The organism is Paenibacillus sp. FSL F4-0125, assembly GCF_038008565.1.
Classification (GTDB): Bacteria; Bacillota; Bacilli; order Paenibacillales; family Paenibacillaceae; genus Paenibacillus_AQ.
This window is the reverse complement of record NZ_JBBOZJ010000001.1, coordinates 2,599,863-2,617,805: the sequence shown is the minus strand read 5'-3', so window position 1 is coordinate 2,617,805 and position 17,943 is coordinate 2,599,863. Positions and strand designations below refer to the sequence as shown.

Genomic DNA, 17,943 nt, shown 5'->3' with positions numbered 1-17,943 from the left:
GTGACCCTCTCTTCTTTCTATTCTACATTCACATAACGACTGTAAGCATCGGTACGAATTTTAACCAGCTTATCCAGTCCCATTCCCCGCAGCTGTCTTACATAATCAGCCCAGCCCTCGTCAATATTACCTGTAATTATAAACTGAGCACGCATTGTATTGACGTAACTATCGATGTCCGTTGTCAAAGTCGGCAGGAGCTGAAACTCTTCAGCGGTGTACATTACATCAGGGAAAGGCGGTGTTGTATAATCACTTCCCAGCTTATCGAGCTGCAGCTTCAGTCCATCACCGGTTTTTGGGTTTAGAAAGATGAATTTTTCAAACACTGGACTGACATATTTCGGCCCGAAATCCCGGAGTGATTGATCCCAATACCAGGCATCAGCACTGGTACCCATCGGTGGGTCCATCAATGTATAAGAACCGTTAATATTTTTCTTAATAACGGTGTCTATAGCTCCCCAGAAATTTTGAATACTTGCTTCATTGATATAGAACTGGTCAGCCCAGCGGGCAGCAATCTCTGGATATTTGCAAGAAGTAGAAATTAGCAGCTCGTTACGCTCCAGATTCATTCCATACGGATTTCCTATGGTGTAGCGCTTACCATCCGGTCCTGCAATCGGAGGAATCGTGATATATTGATCACTCCATTTGCCAAACACGGCATCCGGCGTCCACTGATACGAGAATCCTACGATAGGAGCATCCGGATTAAGAAACTTGGCTGATCTCATCGTTTCATCTTGCGTGAATAACTCTTTATCAAGCAAACCTTCGATAAATAATTTATGCTCCCATTTGAGCCCTTCTTTGTACGCCTCTGAAACAGGGTAATATACCGCATTTCCATCCTGGACGACCATAAAGTTATTGTTCAGATCCGTGATTCCGAAGGGACTGATGAGATCATTACTTACTTCGATAACTGGTATCTCATCCAGCCTTCCATTCCCATTAGGGTCGCGTTCTTTAAATGCTTTTAGCACGTTGTATAACTCATCTATCGTATCGGGAACCTTCAATCCCAATTTATCCAGCCAAGTTTTGTTAATCACGGGTTGGCGCGAGCTTTTAGGACGTAAAGGTAATCTTGCAGGCAAAGAGTAGATTTTCCCGTCAGGAAAAGTACTGATTTTTTTCAATTCAGGCTCTTCCAGCATGGCTGCTTTGAGGTTAGGCATATAGCTTTCGATATAGTCATCAAGCGGCCTGAATAAGCTTAAATTATTGACGATATCCGAATCTCCGAAGGTCTCACTCCCTAAAATGATATCTGGAAGTGTACCGCTTGCCAGCATAATGGACTTACGCTCACTCCAATCATTAGCAGACATCACCTGCCATTCGATTTTGACATTCGTATTTTTTTCCAAATCCCTCAGCCATTGATTCTGGATAAAGTTATCTCCCATGCTTCCCCACCGAACCGTTAGAACCTTCAGTGTCATGGGCTTATCCACGATTGGCAAACCTTCTTTATGAAATTGACCCGGATCAGATTCAACAGAGTTTACCCCTTTATCCCCTTTACAGGCTGTAAGGCCAGCAAGCAACGTTGTCACTAGAAGAATGACGGTGATTGTTCTATTGATACTGTTTTTGGGTTTCTTTTTCATTACGGTCTTGCTCCCTCACAAATGTTAGTAGAAAAGTAGAAGAACTTATTCCTTCACTGCGCCGATCATTACCCCTTGATTAAAGTATTTTTGCACAAATGGGTATACACACATAATTGGAACAGTTGCCACGATAATCACCGAATACCGCATCATATTGGCGAGCCGTAACGCGATTTGTGCGGCTTCTCCGGTCCCCATACCAGACTGCATCTGATTGGTAATCAGAATATTTCGCAGGATCAGCTGCAGCGGATACATATTAGGATTTTTCAAATAAATCAAGGCATTAAAATATGAATTCCAATAACCTACAGCAATCCATAAACCTAACACTGCAATAATAGCCTTCGACAACGGTAGAACTATCTGTGAAAAATATCGGAGATTGCCACAACCATCAATCTGTGCTGCTTCCCATAAATCGCCCGGAATACTAGTCTGGAAAAAAGTTCGTGCCACTATGATATTAAAGACTCCAACTGCAAAAGGCAGTACCATAACTAAGAAAGTATCATAGAGATGGAAATCACGAACCGTTAAAAAAGTAGGAATCAACCCACCGTTAAAGAACATGGTAAAGATGAAAAACAGCGAAATATATTTCCGCCCCACAAGGTCCTTTCTCGACAAAGCATAGGCTGCTGAGATATTTACTACTAAGCCGATTGCAGTCCCAACCACCGTGTACAGGATGGTATTCCAGTAGCCGATCCAAATATTTTCATGACGCAGCAGCTCTTTATAACCATCGAAGGTGAAGCCTTTAGGAAATAACCAAACCTGCCCGCCTGCCACAGCGGAAGGATCACTGAACGAAGCAATAACGATAAAATACAACGGATAGATCAGGATGATTAGAAAAATTGCCGAGATTACATACATCACAATTTCCATTATAGTATCCGAAGAGCGATTCTTCTTTATTTTTCCTACATTTCCTTTAGTCGCTGTCTCTAATACGCCCATTTCAATGCTCCTCCCTTCTACCACAAGCTATTTTCGCTTAATTTTTTAGAAATCTGATTGACCATGATTAATAAAATAAAATTAATGACCGTGTTGAAAAGGTTGATCGCTGACGAAAAGCTATACTGGCTGCTGAGCAGACCAATTTTGTAGACATAAGTAGAGAGAATTTCACTTGAGGTGATGTTTAAGTCATTTTGCATTAGATACACTTTTTCAAATCCAACCCCAAGCAGTCCCCCGACCCTCAGGATAAGCAAAGTTATCGCTGTTGGCATCAGCATCGGAATATCGATGTAACGAATTTTATGCATCCGACTTGCGCCGTCTACGGTTGCAGCCTCGTACAAACTAGGATCAACTGCAGAGAGAGCAGCGATAAAGATAATGCTGTCCCAGCCGACATGCTGCCACACATCCGACCAGACGTACACACTGCTGAATAATCCGGCAGAGCCCATTAGATCAGGAGCTTCTTTTCCAAAAAGACTATATACATTGCCCAGTAGTCCGGTGCTAGGTGAGAAGAGAATCATCATTAAGCCCACCATAACTACGGTTGAGATAAAATGTGGCATATAGGATACCGTCAGAAAAAACCGTCTAAAACGGTTTGGTCTCATCTGGTTAACCATCAGCGCAAGTATAATCGGAATCGGAAACGTAATCAGACTGTACACACTGATGATTAGCGTATTTTTGATCGTGGCAGAAAATTGATAGGAATTAAAGAACTTCTCGAAGTATTTGAATCCGGCCCACGGGCTGCCGCCTATACCCAAGGCTGGGCTATAATCCTTGAAGGCAATTAGTACCCCGTACATGGGTTTATACGCGAATAATAACGTCAGAACTATAGCTGGAAAAAGCAATAGATAAAGACCCCAGTTTTGTTTGATTTGTCCGAGTTTCCGACTCAAATGAATTGGATCAGATTTCATAACATCCCCTCCTTATTAAAAATAGAGAATGCTACCCCACAAATTTATGTAGGGCAGCACCTTTTTCGAAAGACGAATAGGTTATTTCACACTCATATAACGACTGTAAGCATCTGTGCGAATCTTGACTAATTTTTCAAGCCCCATTTTATTAAGCTGTTTGACATAATCATCCCAGCCTTCGTCAATTCCGCCTTTGCTAATAAATTGAGCGCGCATTGTATTCACATAACCGTCGATATCCGTGGTCAAGGTTGGCAGCTCCTCGAACTCGTCGGAGGTGTACATAACGTTAGGGAAAGGCTCTGTAACATATTCACTACCCAGCTTATCCAGCTGCAGCTTCAGTCCATCTCCACTTTCAGGATTAAGAACGATTTTCTGTTCAAAGGACGGGCTTACATATTTCGGTCCGAAATCTCGAAGAGACTGATCCCAGTACCAGGCATCTGCGCTGGTTCCAGCTGGTGGATCCATCAATGTATAGGTGCTGTCATCATTCTTCTTAATTACAGTTCCAATCGCGCCCCAAAAGTTCTGAATGCTCGCTTCGTTCGTGTAGAACTGATCTGCCCAACGTGCAGCAACCTCTGGATACTTACTAGAAGTAGTAATCAGCAGTTCATTACGATTAAGACTCATCCCAATCGGATTACCGATTGTATAACGCTTACCATCCGGTCCGGCAATCGGTGGAATTGTCACATATTGATCGCTCCATTTACCAAACACAGCGTCCGGGGTCCACTGATACGTAAAGCCTACGATTGGAGCATCCGGATTTTGGAACTTCGCCGATCTCATCGTATCATCCTGAGTGAATACCTCTTTATCTAACAATCCTTCCGTATACAATTTATTTTCCCATTTAAGACCTTCTTTGAACTCCTCCGAAACAGGGAAATAGATCGCTTTTCCGTCCTTGATGATCATATTGTTGTTATTCAAGTCGGCAATTCCGAAGGGACTGATCAAGTCATTACCGATTTCAATAAATGGAATCTCATCTTGTTTTCCATTTCCGTTCGGATCTTGTTCTTTGAAAGCTTTTAGCACGTTATAGAGCTCGTCAATCGTCTCAGGCACCTTCAAGCCCAATTTGTCCAACCAGGTCTTGTTAATTACAGGCTGACGTGAGCTTTTTGGACGCGATGGAAGTCTTGTTGGCAGTGAGTAGATTTTTCCGTCAGGAAATGTGCTGATTTTTTTCAACTCTGGCGTTTCTTCCATTGCTGCTTTAAGATTTGGCATATTCTTCTCAATATAATCATCTAAAGGACGGAAAAAACTTAGATTATTAACGATATCGGAATCTCCGAAGGTTTGATTTCCTAGAATAATATCCGGGAGTGTACCGCTAGCCAGCAGAATGGACTTCTGTTCGGCCCAGTCATTAGAGGACATCACTTGCCATTCGATTTTGACATTTGTATTTTTTTCTAGATCCTTCAACCATTGGTTCTGCGTAAACGTGTCGCCCATGCTTCCCCAACGTACTGTCAGTACCTTAAGTGTTACAGGCTCATTAACAATTGGCAGACCTTCTTTGTTGTAACTGCTCGTCTCACTAGTCGCAGCATTATTCCCGTCTTTTCCGCCGCAGCCAGCAATACCAAATACCATAGCCGCCGCCAGCAGACCCACCGTCCATTTCTTTGCCGTCTTTTTCTTACTGTGTTGACTCATCCTCTTAATCCCCCATTTCAATTAATCAAAGTTCATCTGAATAGCTTAATCATAACGTCTTATTTTTTCGTATTCCGGACCCTTTAAGACGGTTATCCAGACCTTTGAATCCGCTTACAAAAAACACAAAATCAAAACTCTTCGCTTAAAGAGATTTCATAACAGTATTCCGACTTCTGTATGTGCTTTCCGGACTTTGCGGTAAATTACCGGCCAGTTCTTATGTTTTTTTCATGCAGAGGTTTTATAATGATTCTATGACCAAAAAAACAGCGGAACACAAAACCTACCCCATTCGTCATTATATTAAAGTCATGATGTTGGTTTCATTCACAGTCCTTATTCTGGATTTAGCGATCAGCATAGCTTCCATTTCCATTGTTAATCAGCAGTCCACTCGAAATTTGCAGGATACAGCGGCACTCTACATCAATCGTATTAATCATGATTTTGCCTACATTAATCACTATATGGGCTGGACGCTTGGAAACGATGAGAGCTTGCTTGCGATGAATACTTACGGGGTCAACAGCATCGAGTTCTTAAAGGCAAATGATAATCTGCATAAGCGCTTTACCGAGCTGCAAAAAAACTACGGACATGAGTACAACTTCTTCTATTATTTGAAAAATGAGAACTTTTTTTTAAACTGTGCGCCGATCAGCGTAACCTATACGGATTACAGGATGCTCAAAACGAAGATTATTTCTTATATTAATGATAAGGAGATGTATGAGAAGTTTTACTCCAAATGGACACCTATTCTTGTAAACAACCACTATTATGTAATAAATATCGTTCCCTATTACAATCGGTATTTAATTGGGTTGATCTCCGCTGATAACCTGATCCGCCCTCTACGCCAAATTAATCTGGGTGCCAATGGTTATGTTTCTCTAGTGGATGAGAATGAACAGCCTTTATCAAGTCCCATATCGAACAGCGGCAAGCTGGTAACGGAAGATGGGGGGTTCTCTAATCTTTTGCAATCGCGTACAACAATCAACAGCGCCTTCTCGGACACTAATTTCAGCACCAAAATGGTCATTAAATATGGCATATTCGAAAAAATCATGATTGCTCAGCTGCTTATAATGCTGCTCTTCTTCATTGTGACTTCCACTTTATGCATCGTTCTGCTGTTTTTCAAGAAAAGAGTACTGGGCCCGATTCAAAGCTTCTCTGAGAACCTTGCTTTCATTAATGAGGCAGGGCAGCCCGCAGATTTTAAGAGCAGTGAGATTATAGAACTGGAACAGGCAAACACACAGTTTAAAGACTTAGTTGAACAAATCAAAACCTTCAAAATCGCTATGTACGAGCAGGAGCTGGAGAAGCAGCGCATACAACTGGATTATATGAAGCTACAGATCAAGCCCCACTTTTTCTTGAATTGCCTGACAAGCATCTATAGCATGGCCCAAATTGAAATGTATAAAGAAATTGAGAATATGACGTTGTCTACGTCCAAATACTTTCGTTATATTTTTCAAAACGGCGAAAATTTTGTCCGGCTGGAGGATGAAATCGAGCATGTCCGAACCTATCTAGAGATTCAAAAGCAACGTTATCAGGATGCATTTATTTACAATATCGAGCAAGAGGATCAAGCAAGCTGTGTGGAAATTCCGCCATTAGTGCTGCAAACCTTCATCGAAAATTCTATTAAATATGCGATTTCACGAGAATATGAAGTAGAAATTAGGCTTACAGTCCGACGATTACGGATTGAAGAGGAAGACATGCTTGTTATACAACTCACCGACACCGGTCCCGGTTTTCCACCGCAAGTGTTAGAGAAGCTTAATCTTGGAGAGCCCTTGGATCAAAGCAAAGGTACGCAGATCGGCATTATGAATACGCTTAAAAGACTTGAATACCTTTATTTAAAAAGAGCAACCATCACCTTTTCCAATTTGGAGAGCGGCGGCGCTAGTGTAATTTTATCTCTTCCGGAGCTTCCTAAAAAAATCTAAAGGAATGGAGAGCTAACTATGAATATACTGCTTGTTGATGATGACTTTTATGTTATTGCCGCATTGCAAAAGAGAATAGACTGGGAATCGTTACACATTGATACGGTCTATACAGCAAATAATGTCGCACAGGCACGTGAAATAATAGAAAAGCATTCTATTCAAATTCTGATTTCGGATATTGAAATGCCGCAGGGTAGCGGACTGGAATTACTGGCCTGGATTCGCGAAGGGAATTATAGCATTCAGACTATACTTCTTACCAATTATGCAGATTTCAACTACGCGCAGAAAGCGATCGAATTGCAAAGCTTTGAATATTTTCTGAAGCCCATCGAATTTGATAAGCTGATGCTGATTATCCACAAGGCGGTCACACAGGCAAAGGAGCAGCAAAGAAATGAAAAAGCCATTCAAGGCGGTTACTTTTGGCAAAAAAACCAGGCGAAGATTCTCGAGCATTTTTGGCGTAAGCTGGTTAGTGGAAGCACATCATTTCCGATTAAATTAGCGGACATCACCCATGCCATTGAAGAACAGAACCTCTCCTATCAAATGAGCGACACTCTGCAGCCTTTGATCTTCAACTTATTTCCTTACAACGGCAGTATGGGAAAAGAAGAGAAGGATCTTTTTGATTTTGCGCTGCTGAACGTATTATACGAATTGTTACAGAGTCCTTGCTTTACTATCGAGAGCATTCTGGAATATAAAGATTATAATTGGATCGCCTTATTAAAATGGAACCAGACACCGGACACTCCGTTGCTTGAAGAATTATGTTCTTCCTTTATTCAAAAGGCGAATCCTTATTTAAAATGTGATGTCTGCTGCAATATCGGTCTATACGATAAACTGAATAATGTAGGGAATGTTCTGAAACAATCCTTGCGCATGGATGAGGAAATTACGAGATGCAGAAATCAGACCTTTTTAGTGGAAGCCTATCTCTATCAAAATAAAACAGGCTACACGCCACCGGATCTTGCCCATTTGGAAGAGCTGCTGAACCAAAATCAATTCACTACGTTTCTTGAGGAAGTTACGCAATATTTAAAGGTTATGCTGAACAATAGAACACTTGAGACCTCTGTCCTTAGCTTGTTCCGCTTAGATATTGTTCAGCTAGTCTATTCATTTCTCAACCTTAAAGGGATACGGTCGCACAAATTATACTCCGGCAAAACTAACGATAAATTATCCATGCACTCTCTAAACTCGATCGAGGATATGGAAGAATATCTTAAATATCTAGTCACAACAGCCATGAAATATCGCGACTTTGCTGCTCAGACCAAATCTGTCGCAGAAGAAATCAAAGCATACATTCATTCGCATTATGGAGATGATCTGACCCGAAATGATTTGGCCGAAGTTGTCTACCTCAATCCTGATTATCTGGCAAGAATATTCAAACGAGAAACAGGTATTTCATTAGGCAGCTACATCATCCAAGTCAGAATCGCAGCATCGAAACATCTATTAGAAACTACAAATATGTCAGTTTATACCGTCGCGAACAAGGTTGGCTATAACAACTACTCCTATTTCTCCAAGCTGTTTAAACAAGAGGTCGGTCTTCCTCCCAATGATTATAAAAAGGAACAGCAATACAATCCAGCATATTAAAAGAGGGTGTATTAACGACAAAAACCCCCAGAGTCAAAATCATGACAACTGGTGGTTTTCGTCGTTAAGCTTGAAAAGCAACATATTTATCGCCAAGCAGATTCATAAAATAATTGCGGTTATATAACATGCTAGGATGAGACGGATAAAAGCTCAGCGCCGTTTCATTATGACGATTTGCTAACTCGTGTTGACCGAGGCGATCATAACAGAGTGCTAATTGAAGATGCGGCAGCCAAGTATAAAAAATCCCGTTTTTCATACCCATCGAATCATTATCTCGCGGCAGATTTATCGCAAGCTCATACCAATATGTCGCTGGCTGTAACTGCCCCTTTTCCAGAAGAAGGGCTCCAAGTCGGCAGCAGAATTCTGAACGTGGCTTATCGTACTGTAAGGTTCTACATAATGCTTCAAATGCACCTTCTTTATCCCCTAACCTTTCCCGGCATTCGGCAAGCCTTAAGCAAGCTTGAAAATTATCTTCTATCCAGCCCTGCCCACCCGCCAAAAACATCTCATAGTACTTGCAAGCCTCTTCATTCAAAGCATGATCCCGCAATTCATTTGCATAATAATATTGGTCTCTCGGAGAGAACATTTCACCTTCTGCTACTCTACGTTGGTAAATCCGCAAATTACGGTCTGTATATTCCTTATCCTTCTCGTGGGTAATACAGACATCACTACTGAAAGATGGACCACTTACCTCTAGATATTCATGTACAGGGCCAATCCATTGAAAATTACAGCTCCGGCGAACAAGCCGGTTCCGACGCAAGCTGGCTGTGACATTTCCCGCCTCGTCAAAAGCCAAATTATATTGCATGTTTACACTATGGATATGTTTTGGAAGAATCTCTTTCAGCTTCTTAAACAGAATCTGATCCGCTTCCTTTATATAATCATCCGCATCCAACCACAAAATGTATTCCTGTGTAGCTTTACTGAAGGCAAAATTACGCGCGGCACTAAAGTTATCGATCCATTCGAAATCATAAATAACAGCTCCGAAGGACAATGCGATCTCTTTTGTCTTATCCGTCGAGCCTGTATCCACGATAATAACTTCATCTACAAGACTTGCAACGCTAGATAAACATCTATGCAAGCTTTTTTCTTCATTTCGTACAATCATACATAAACTAATCGTGACCATACTCGCCCTCCTAAGCGTTTTGTTTAAAATCTCTTTCTATATTGATATGCAGGGTTTATGAAACGGACTCCCTTTCTATCCCAGCGGAAAATGAAGTACTTCAGAAAATAAGGGCTATGTATAGTGTGAATCTTATAATTTCTTATTTTCACAAGAAACTTTCCACTTCATTTTTAGGTCTATATTAATAAGATCAAAGGAGGTACCGATATATGAAATCAAAACGAAGACGCGTTAGAAATGGCTGGATCTTAACTTCAATATTGTGCGTCGTAATGGCACTTGTGCTGTTGATTGGATATAAAGGCTTCGACTGGAGAACACCTACCATTCCACCCGCATCCACCGACGCACAAACAAATAATGAAGCAAATAACGAACCTACCGTCTCTCAAAATGGGCTCGATTTTCCTAGCAGCGATCCCGATAATGAACCGATCCGCATTCCATTGCACACCACGCTGGCGCAAATAAATATCGATAGTGGCGACGTAAATGTAAATACAGAGGTTCCCCCCATTCCTGAAATGACCTTTGCCTTATCTCAAGAAATGAAAAACCAAATCGAAGCAACGCTCGTCTATAGACCTGATATCGGTGGAGGTTATGTTCTGCTTGCACCTGCTGGATGGCTGGCCACTGCTGTTGTTGGTGCTAATGGTTCGTATGGGGTTACCTTTCAGGATCCAAGCAACCCGGCACAAAACATGAACTATTCAGATAATGCTTGGGGTTGTGTAGGCTGTGCTATCACTGGAATAGGAACCTATTTTCCGAACAAAGACAAATGGGCTAATGAAATGGGATTTACAATTTATAATCCTCTTAAGTTCAGCGAACAGCATACTTTAGGATCGGCAGGAGCTGAAGCTCGTACTGTCAGTATACACTTCCAGCAGAAACAAACGGCTATCAAGCCGAGGGTGCCGCCTATTACGATAAAGGTGAATGGGGTTATTTATTCCGCAATATTGAAATACATCAATCTCAAACAGCCCCGAAACAGGAAGTAATAGAGACCCTGATGAAGTTTTTTACAGATCATCATGGACCGCTCTTCATCGCTGACCCAAACGGGGAAAAGTCGGACTAATCATGGGGAATTTCTAGATGAATGTTTTTTCAAGGTTTGCTTCTGCATTTAGAAAGACGTAGGTGTTATTTTTTGTTATAATCAAAGCAATGCGTTGTTTATAAATTCAGACATATATAAAGGGGACGTTACCATGACTCAAATTATTAAAACTCTAACTATTGCAGGCAGCGACTCCAGTGGTGGCGCAGGCATCCAAGCGGATCTAAAAACATTTGAAGAGTATGGTACCTACGGCTTTAGTGCCTTGACAACTATCGTTACAATGGACCCGGACAACGGTTGGCACCATAATGTTTATCCAATTGACGCCTCCATTGTTGCTGAGCAGCTAAAAACTATTTTCGCAGGTGGTCCAGTAAATGCCATGAAGACAGGTATGCTGGGAAGTGTTGAAATTGTGCGTGTTGCTGAGCAAGCGATCAAAGAAAATCTACAAACCAATGTAGTGATTGATCCGGTCATGGTCTGCAAGGGTGAAGATGAAGTCTTGAACCCAGACAGCGCGGAGGCTATTCGTGATTTACTGCTGCCACTTGCCACCGTGGTTACACCAAATCTGTTTGAAGCGGGCGTTCTTTCAGGTCTTGGCAAACTTTCTACCCTAGAGGATATGAAAGAAGCTGCTCGTCTGATTCATAAGCTCGGAGCAAGTAATGTCGTGGTTAAAGGCGGCAAAGCACTCGGGGGCGATCAAGCGATTGATGTCTTCTTCGACGGTGCTGAGTACACCGTATTTCAAACAGCCAAAATCGAACCTGCTCACAATCATGGGGCTGGATGTACCTTCGCCGCTGCTATTACAGGCGGTTTAGCTAACGGTCTGTCCGTTCATGAAGCTGTAGCAAAAGCTAAAGATTTTGTCTCCGCAGCCATTCGCAATGGCTTTGCATTCAATGAATATGTGGGTCCTGTATTTCATGGTGGCTATCGTTTAGAGCGCTAGAACTCTGGGCTTAAGCTCCAGAAACATAAAATGGCAGTCCAGATGCTGAAATTCAACACTGAACTGCCATTTTTTATGGTGCAAGTATAATTAATTAAACCCTGGAAAGTCACTCAGATCGGAAAGACGGATGACAAATACGATAAAAGCTAACACACCAAGCAAAATAATCGGAAAGCATAGTTTGAACGAATCTTTGGCGCGAATATGAGTCAGAACTCCACCAATAGCAGTAACTCCAAGTAAAAGTGCTCCTGCCGCTGCCCAACTCGGCTCCCAGTAACCAACAACCAAAGCTGCCGCGGCGACAAGCTCAACGAGTCCTGTTACCACCCGAAACCATTGTGGTAAACGCCATTTTTTAAAGTTGTCCACATGCATTTTTGAACCCGCTGCTTTTCCCGATCCTGCCATAACGAAAGCAAGTACCAGCAAGCTTTGCAAAACGATGGCTACAATATTCATTGTCATCTCTCCCCAAAATATATTTGCAACAATGACAAGCACATATTAATGCAAAAGAATTCCCTGCTATAAGACAGTGGATACCTATGCTACTCCGCTTCGTTTGTTCCCCCTAGTTATTATATGTGCTTACCTTAAGCACAATACCTACAAAATAAAATTGCAGTGCTGCTGACTGCAACTCACTTAATTATAGTAGCCAAAAAAATAACCAGCTATTTTATTATTAAATAAAAATATTAAGAAAAAAACTCTACCCGCTCCATCACATTAGCAATCGTATATTTACGTAAATACTCAATCGTCCGTAGCTCCGTCTCCTGGAGAATCCTTTCTAACTCGACATCGAGTAAGGCACTTGCTCCACACGCCAGATCCACTTCAGGCTCCTCCACCGTTGTACTAACTGCCTCATAAATCTCACCTAATGTAATCTCATCGGCAAATTTCAGAAGAACATACCCACCTTCTCTTCCACCTTTGGACTCTACGATTCCGGCAGTTGCCAAAGACTGCATCACTCTACGCATAAAGGTCGCGTGTGAATTGACTTGGCTTGCAATCATTGCACTAGACAAGATGCTTCCGCTTTTAGCCAGCCAAACGATCGAATGTACCGCTATTTTAAAACGGGGAGGTCCGATGTTCACTCCACGATTAGCTGTACTCATGCCCCATCTCCCCTTTCAACTGCAATTATATAAAGCACATTATAGAGTAAAACAAGGGTTGGAGCAAACCAACAAGGGCACATTCCATTGGAGTATGCCCTGTAATATTCAGCGTTTCTATGATCCATTATTCAAAATTCGTAAACTTAAAACTCTGCTTATGCTTTCGTCCATTCTGATCATTCCACGAGAGTACGACTTCCAATTCTTTAGCCCCATTCTTCACAAAAAAATGGCTAAAACTAACCGTTTCATCCGGTCTCATATCATAGCTAAATGGATCTGTTAAGATGATTTGTTCTTGAAGAGGCTCTTGCACGGGTCGATACAACTCGAAAGTTACATCCATCGTATCTTCACTTATGTTGGTGACTAATAGCTCGTAGCTCTTATATTTTTCCGGTTGTGGAGAAGGCAATTTACTTTTATGAAGCTCCACCGCCCATTTGGTTGTTTCACTCTTTACAGGTAGCACACTTTTAACAGCAAAAATACTAGAACCACCAGTAATCATCAAACACAGAACTAGCAGCGTCAGTACAAACTTTCGGTTCAATGCTCATGTCTCCTCGCTATAGGGATGCGTTTAAGATTTACGAACACTGATTTTTTATGCGTTTTTTGACAAAAAAAGTACTCGAATTAAAATCCGAGCACTTCATGGACATTATTTTATTAAAATCGATAAGGCACTTTTTGAGGCTAAACGGAACGATAAATCTTCTTTACCTTGCAAGCTCACTGTTACATTCTCATCCTTTTTACCTTGCAAGCTCACTGTTACATTCTCATCCTTCTCACTATCGTTGAACAGAACAACCGCAATAGAGTGATCTGTATTCTTAAAAGCTACGGAACGAATTACTTCTTGGTTAGTGGAAGCATCAATACGTACAGCCTTAGGACGAATGAATTTGCTGAAGTGTGCCAGAGCATAGTAGTCCAGCGTATACGTAAGTTCTTTAGTCTCTTGGTTGACCGTCACAACACCGCGACAGGTACTTTTGCCAAAGCCCGGTACAGTGGGACCGTTCTTCTCATCTAAGGCCATATTCCACAAGACAAAGGATTTACTATGGTTTCTAAGAATATCAATCCCTGTTCTCATTACATTCGAGAAGGCTTGTTCAAACGGAGGAATCCATTCGCCACCAGAACCTTCTGTAAAGTGTACTTCTTTATCTGCAAAAGCTTTCAGAACCTCTGATTGTGCTGACGCATTCCCACCATACCAGTGCCAAGCTACACCGTCTACTTCATCTTTTGCATAATCCAGCACGGTTAATGGATAATCCGGACGATCCCAGTTGTGGTCATAGCAGAGAATTTTTGTGTTAATGTTATGTTTCACGAAGCTGGGCTTCAGATAGTTTTTAATGAAATCTCTTTGCGCCTCTGGCAACATTAACATACTAGGATAGTGCTTTGGTTCAAAAAGAGGCTCGTTCTGCGGGGTTACTGCATACGTTGGCAGACCGTGCTTTTCAAATGCTTGAATGTATCGTACAAAATAATCGGCATAAGCCTGGTAATATTCTTGTTTAAGTTCACCGGCGATCATCGATCCGCTAGTCTTCATCCAGCCTGGTGCACTCCAAGGCGAAGCCATCAGCTTAATCTCAGGGTTAAGTTCCAGTGCTTGTTGTAACAAAGGGATAATATCAGCTTCATCGTGTGCGATGGAGAACCGAGTTAATTCCGTATCGGTTTCCTGTGCAGGCATATCGTCATAGCTATAAATAGATCTGGCATAATCCGATGCTCCCATTGGATTTCTTAATACCGACAAGCCGATTCCATCTTGGGAATCAAAAAGCTTGCTCATGACTTCTTTTTTCTGTTCATTGTCTAGCACTTGGTTAATCAAATAGGCGGATGAATCCGTAAAGGATGCCCCGAACCCATCCATTTCCTGAAAGGTTTGATTCTCATCAAGGTTTACAGTGGTGACTGTCTCATCTGAAGCTATTGGAGTTAATTGTTCTAGTGTTTGCTCTACAAACAATTCGTTCTCCCCTGTAGATTGATAAATTTTCAGTTTTGTCATGTTGTTTCCCTCCACTTTTCTATATATCTTGCTGTGTTGATCACTCCTGTAATGATAAGGCCCCGGCAAAGGGGCCCCGTCCGACTGCTGCTTATTTAAGACCTAATTTTTCTTTGTTATTCTTCATTTTTTCAGTACGAATTTCTACGATCTTATCCCAGTTGTTTTCATTCAAGAATGTTTTATAAGCAGCCAAAGTGCTTTCAAATGTAGCATCATCCTTTGAACGAATTAAACTTACAAGAGTAGTATTCCAAGTAGCATCAATTGCAGTTAGACTGCGCGCTTCAGGCGTGCCTTGAGCAGGGTTGATATTTTCCAGAATGAAGTGAGGTTTCATCTTTCCTTTGCCCCATTCTTGCATTTGTTTAATCGACTCTGCGAATGCATCATTACTCAATGCTTTATCACGGTCATGTCCGAAGAACATAAATTCGCCCATCCTGTAATCTTTTTTAAATTTATCCGCATTGTTCAATTGAAGATCTTTGATTTCAGGTAAGAATTCAATTTTACCGGCCTCGTTAACTTTATAGGTCTCTCCTTCAATACCGTAGTTCATAAGCTTCTGTCCTTCTTCACTAAGCAAATACGTGTACACTTGAATGGCTTTAGCAGGGTCTTTAGCCTTTTTAGTAATGAAACTGATCATCCAACCAGTAATTCCTGACTGATTCAACGTTGGCTCATGTCCAACTGTGCTTTGCGGTCCATCAATAGCGATATATTCTTTGCCTGGATTTCCAGTCATGAAGATCTGCAGGTTACCGCTTTGTTGAGGCGTTCCATCCAGCAGCAGCGTTGCATATTTACCAGATTTTAATTTTTCTTCAAAGCCTGTTCCGTCATCAGCAAAACTGTCATCACTGATGTCACCATTTCTGTAGACTTCATTTAACGTTTTTAACCAAGTCAAGTAATCCTCATCCAGATTACGGTTGTAGAATTCACCATTCTCAGTTTCCATCGGTACGCCGATGAAGTCCTGTAGTACATCTCCCAAGGAACCAGTACCTGTACCAATGGAGTTAAATCCAAACGGAATCATTTCTGGGAACTGCTTTTTGATTTGTTGCATAGCACTCTTGAATTCTTCCGGAGTACCAATGGTTGGTTTTCCAATCGCTTCGTAAACATCCTTACGGATGACAAATGCTGTTTTCGCAGGAATGTTACCGCTATCATAATCGTTTTGTGTATTCGAGTAGTTAGGATAGCCATAAGTCTTTCCATCAGCTAATTGGAACCAGTTCATTGTATCTTTTGCAGCTACTTTATTGAAATAAGGATCGTATTTATCCGCCAGATCATTCAAAGGCAGCGCCCATGTTGAAGCTTTTTGTACCACAGGAGAGTTGGAATCAAGTACAGTCAACAAGTCAGGCATTTCGCCACCAGCAAAAATAGTATTTAACTTCGTGTCGTCCCCAGTAATAAATTTAATATTGATATTTAAATCCTCTTTAATTTTCTTTGTAACGAGGTCCTTGCCGAAATCAGTATTCCACCAATCTGCATTCACGTACCAAGTAAGATCTGTGGTCTCTTCTTTTGTATCCAGCTTCCAAGCCGGTGTTTCCGGGTCAATCGTATAACGACCTTCAATGGAGCTCAGTTCTTTGCTGGAGTTATCAGAACTCCCCTTCGATCCACAACCGGTAAATACCAATACAACAGCCATAAGCGCAGTACAAAGTTTGAGTCCTTTTTTCCCAAATGCTTTGTTCATTTCTTGTTTCCCCCTAAAAAGTTTTGTAAGTACAGGAAGTGTAGATCTAATTGTGCTAGCTACACTTCCTATGGATCACTTCGCACATAAGTGTTTGCTATAAAAAAACCTCCTAACTTTCTATTCTTTAACCGCCCCCATCATCATTCCTGAAATAAAGTACCTTTGTAATATTGGATACATCACAACAATCGGCAAAGTTGTAATGACAATTGTTGCTAGTTGAACCCCTTTAGTCGTAGTTTCGATAATGGCAGATCCACCGACATTTTGCATGGATTGCGTTTGAGACTGAACGATGATTTCATAGAGCTTCATCTGCAGCGGATAGAGTGCTTGATCGGTAATGTATAACTTGGTGGTCATAAAGTCATTCCATTGCCCAACCCCGTTAAATAACGCAATCGTAGCCATAGCCGGCATGGAAAGAGGGATAAATATCTTTAGGAAAATACGCCAGTCACCTGCACCATCGATTTTGGCTGACTCTTCAAGTGAATCCGGAACGTTTCTAAAGAAGTTCATTAGAATAACCACATCATAATAACTGAACAAGGCCGGGATAATATAAACCCAAAAGCTGTTCAATAGACCAAGTGACTTAATCAATAAATACGTTGGGATCATACCACCCGAGAAGAACATGGTGACAACACCCATGGCAACGTACAGCTTGCGGCCACGTATGTATTTTTTACTCAACCCATAACCGATCATCGCGCAAAAGAATACGTGGGTAATGACACCGATGAACGTTTTGGCAATTGAGACCAGGAATGCTAGACCAATCGTCTCGTCTTTAAATACAGCCCGATAATTTTCTAAGGAGAACTCAGGAGACCAAAATATAAATCCGCCTTCCGCAAGCGCCTTACCTGAACTTAAGGATGATATGACCACATTCCATAAAGGAACAACGATAATTACAGTACAAATACAGAGCAAGATAATGTTTATGGTATTAAAGATTCGACTGTCGAGATCTTCTTTAGCTACCGTCCGATTCACAG

General features: G+C 41.5%; 15 protein-coding genes. 4 read left to right on the top strand and 11 right to left on the bottom strand.

Translation table 11 applies throughout. The features are described from left to right. Positions 1–17: 17 nt before the first annotated feature. The 4 genes from NST74_RS11155 to NST74_RS11140 form a co-directional block, all read right to left on the bottom strand. The gene (locus NST74_RS11155; protein WP_341112059.1) at positions 18–1,622 is read right to left on the bottom strand and encodes an extracellular solute-binding protein; all 1,605 of its coding nucleotides are present in this window, start codon (positions 1,620–1,622) and stop codon (positions 18–20) included. A gap of 45 nt (positions 1,623–1,667) precedes the next feature. Further along, complete coding sequence (locus NST74_RS11150; RefSeq protein ID WP_341112058.1) at positions 1,668–2,591, bottom strand: carbohydrate ABC transporter permease; 924 nt, start codon at positions 2,589–2,591, stop codon at positions 1,668–1,670. 17 nt (positions 2,592–2,608) lie between these two features. Then, the gene (locus NST74_RS11145; RefSeq protein WP_341112057.1) at positions 2,609–3,532 is read right to left on the bottom strand and encodes an ABC transporter permease; all 924 of its coding nucleotides are present in this window, start codon (positions 3,530–3,532) and stop codon (positions 2,609–2,611) included. 81 nt (positions 3,533–3,613) lie between these two features. Beyond that, positions 3,614–5,218: an extracellular solute-binding protein gene (locus NST74_RS11140; RefSeq protein ID WP_341112056.1), complete on the bottom strand. Its 1,605-nt coding sequence runs from the start codon at positions 5,216–5,218 to the stop codon at positions 3,614–3,616. A gap of 233 nt (positions 5,219–5,451) precedes the next feature. On the opposite strand from NST74_RS11140, the gene NST74_RS11135 reads away from it, so the two are divergent. After that, a complete protein-coding gene (locus tag NST74_RS11135; protein ID WP_341112054.1) occupies positions 5,452–7,194 on the top strand; it encodes a sensor histidine kinase in 1,743 nt (580 codons plus the stop codon). Between the two features lie 18 nt (positions 7,195–7,212). Further along, positions 7,213–8,823 (top strand): response regulator transcription factor, encoded by a 1,611-nt coding sequence (locus tag NST74_RS11130; protein ID WP_341112052.1) that lies wholly within the window; start codon positions 7,213–7,215, stop codon positions 8,821–8,823. Between the two features lie 64 nt (positions 8,824–8,887). On the opposite strand, the gene NST74_RS11125 is transcribed toward NST74_RS11130, so the two are convergent. Then, positions 8,888–9,982: a glycosyltransferase family 2 protein gene (locus NST74_RS11125; RefSeq protein ID WP_341112051.1), complete on the bottom strand. Its 1,095-nt coding sequence runs from the start codon at positions 9,980–9,982 to the stop codon at positions 8,888–8,890. Between the two features lie 212 nt (positions 9,983–10,194). On the opposite strand from NST74_RS11125, the gene NST74_RS11120 reads away from it, so the two are divergent. After that, positions 10,195–10,995, top strand: a complete 801-nt coding sequence (locus NST74_RS11120) for a DUF4850 domain-containing protein (RefSeq protein WP_341112050.1) — start codon at positions 10,195–10,197, stop codon at positions 10,993–10,995. A gap of 213 nt (positions 10,996–11,208) precedes the next feature. Further along, on the top strand, positions 11,209–12,021 hold the full coding sequence (gene thiD, locus NST74_RS11115; protein WP_042187061.1) for a bifunctional hydroxymethylpyrimidine kinase/phosphomethylpyrimidine kinase: 813 nt from the start codon (positions 11,209–11,211) through the stop codon (positions 12,019–12,021). Between the two features lie 90 nt (positions 12,022–12,111). Here the strand turns inward: thiD and NST74_RS11110 are convergent, their stop codons facing one another. The 6 genes from NST74_RS11110 to NST74_RS11085 form a co-directional block, all read right to left on the bottom strand. Next, positions 12,112–12,486 (bottom strand): DoxX family protein, encoded by a 375-nt coding sequence (locus NST74_RS11110; protein ID WP_341112048.1) that lies wholly within the window; start codon positions 12,484–12,486, stop codon positions 12,112–12,114. A 239-nt stretch (positions 12,487–12,725) separates the two neighbouring features. After that, positions 12,726–13,157, bottom strand: coding sequence for an RrF2 family transcriptional regulator (locus NST74_RS11105; RefSeq protein ID WP_341112046.1), 432 nt, complete (start codon positions 13,155–13,157; stop codon positions 12,726–12,728). Between the two features lie 127 nt (positions 13,158–13,284). Beyond that, the gene (locus NST74_RS11100; RefSeq protein WP_341112043.1) at positions 13,285–13,713 is read right to left on the bottom strand and encodes a hypothetical protein; all 429 of its coding nucleotides are present in this window, start codon (positions 13,711–13,713) and stop codon (positions 13,285–13,287) included. 111 nt (positions 13,714–13,824) lie between these two features. Further along, positions 13,825–15,204, bottom strand: coding sequence for a glycoside hydrolase family 30 protein (locus NST74_RS11095; protein ID WP_341112042.1), 1,380 nt, complete (start codon positions 15,202–15,204; stop codon positions 13,825–13,827). 91 nt (positions 15,205–15,295) lie between these two features. Then, positions 15,296–16,933, bottom strand: a complete 1,638-nt coding sequence (locus NST74_RS11090; protein ID WP_042126527.1) for a sugar ABC transporter substrate-binding protein — start codon at positions 16,931–16,933, stop codon at positions 15,296–15,298. Between the two features lie 120 nt (positions 16,934–17,053). Next, positions 17,054–17,941 carry a carbohydrate ABC transporter permease gene (locus NST74_RS11085; protein ID WP_042126526.1) on the bottom strand — a complete coding sequence of 296 codons (888 nt, stop codon included), beginning with the start codon at positions 17,939–17,941 and terminating at the stop codon, positions 17,054–17,056. Positions 17,942–17,943 lie beyond the last annotated feature (2 nt).

Excerpts from the sequence above, each read along its gene's own strand:
- NST74_RS11130 (WP_341112052.1), top strand. The coding sequence starts at position 7,213 with ATGAATATACTGCTTGTTGATGATGACTTTTATGTTATTGCCGCATTG.
- NST74_RS11090 (WP_042126527.1), bottom strand. The coding sequence starts at position 16,933 with ATGAACAAAGCATTTGGGAAAAAAGGACTCAAACTTTGTACTGCGCTT.
- NST74_RS11140 (WP_341112056.1), bottom strand. The coding sequence starts at position 5,218 with ATGAGTCAACACAGTAAGAAAAAGACGGCAAAGAAATGGACGGTGGGT.
- NST74_RS11110 (WP_341112048.1), bottom strand. The coding sequence starts at position 12,486 with ATGAATATTGTAGCCATCGTTTTGCAAAGCTTGCTGGTACTTGCTTTC.
- NST74_RS11150 (WP_341112058.1), bottom strand. The coding sequence starts at position 2,591 with ATGGGCGTATTAGAGACAGCGACTAAAGGAAATGTAGGAAAAATAAAG.
- NST74_RS11105 (WP_341112046.1), bottom strand. The coding sequence starts at position 13,157 with ATGAGTACAGCTAATCGTGGAGTGAACATCGGACCTCCCCGTTTTAAA.
- NST74_RS11145 (WP_341112057.1), bottom strand. The coding sequence starts at position 3,532 with ATGAAATCTGATCCAATTCATTTGAGTCGGAAACTCGGACAAATCAAA.
- NST74_RS11095 (WP_341112042.1), bottom strand. The coding sequence starts at position 15,204 with ATGACAAAACTGAAAATTTATCAATCTACAGGGGAGAACGAATTGTTT.
- NST74_RS11120 (WP_341112050.1), top strand. The coding sequence starts at position 10,195 with ATGAAATCAAAACGAAGACGCGTTAGAAATGGCTGGATCTTAACTTCA.
- NST74_RS11125 (WP_341112051.1), bottom strand. The coding sequence starts at position 9,982 with ATGGTCACGATTAGTTTATGTATGATTGTACGAAATGAAGAAAAAAGC.
- thiD (WP_042187061.1), top strand. The coding sequence starts at position 11,209 with ATGACTCAAATTATTAAAACTCTAACTATTGCAGGCAGCGACTCCAGT.
- NST74_RS11155 (WP_341112059.1), bottom strand. The coding sequence starts at position 1,622 with ATGAAAAAGAAACCCAAAAACAGTATCAATAGAACAATCACCGTCATT.
- NST74_RS11135 (WP_341112054.1), top strand. The coding sequence starts at position 5,452 with ATGCAGAGGTTTTATAATGATTCTATGACCAAAAAAACAGCGGAACAC.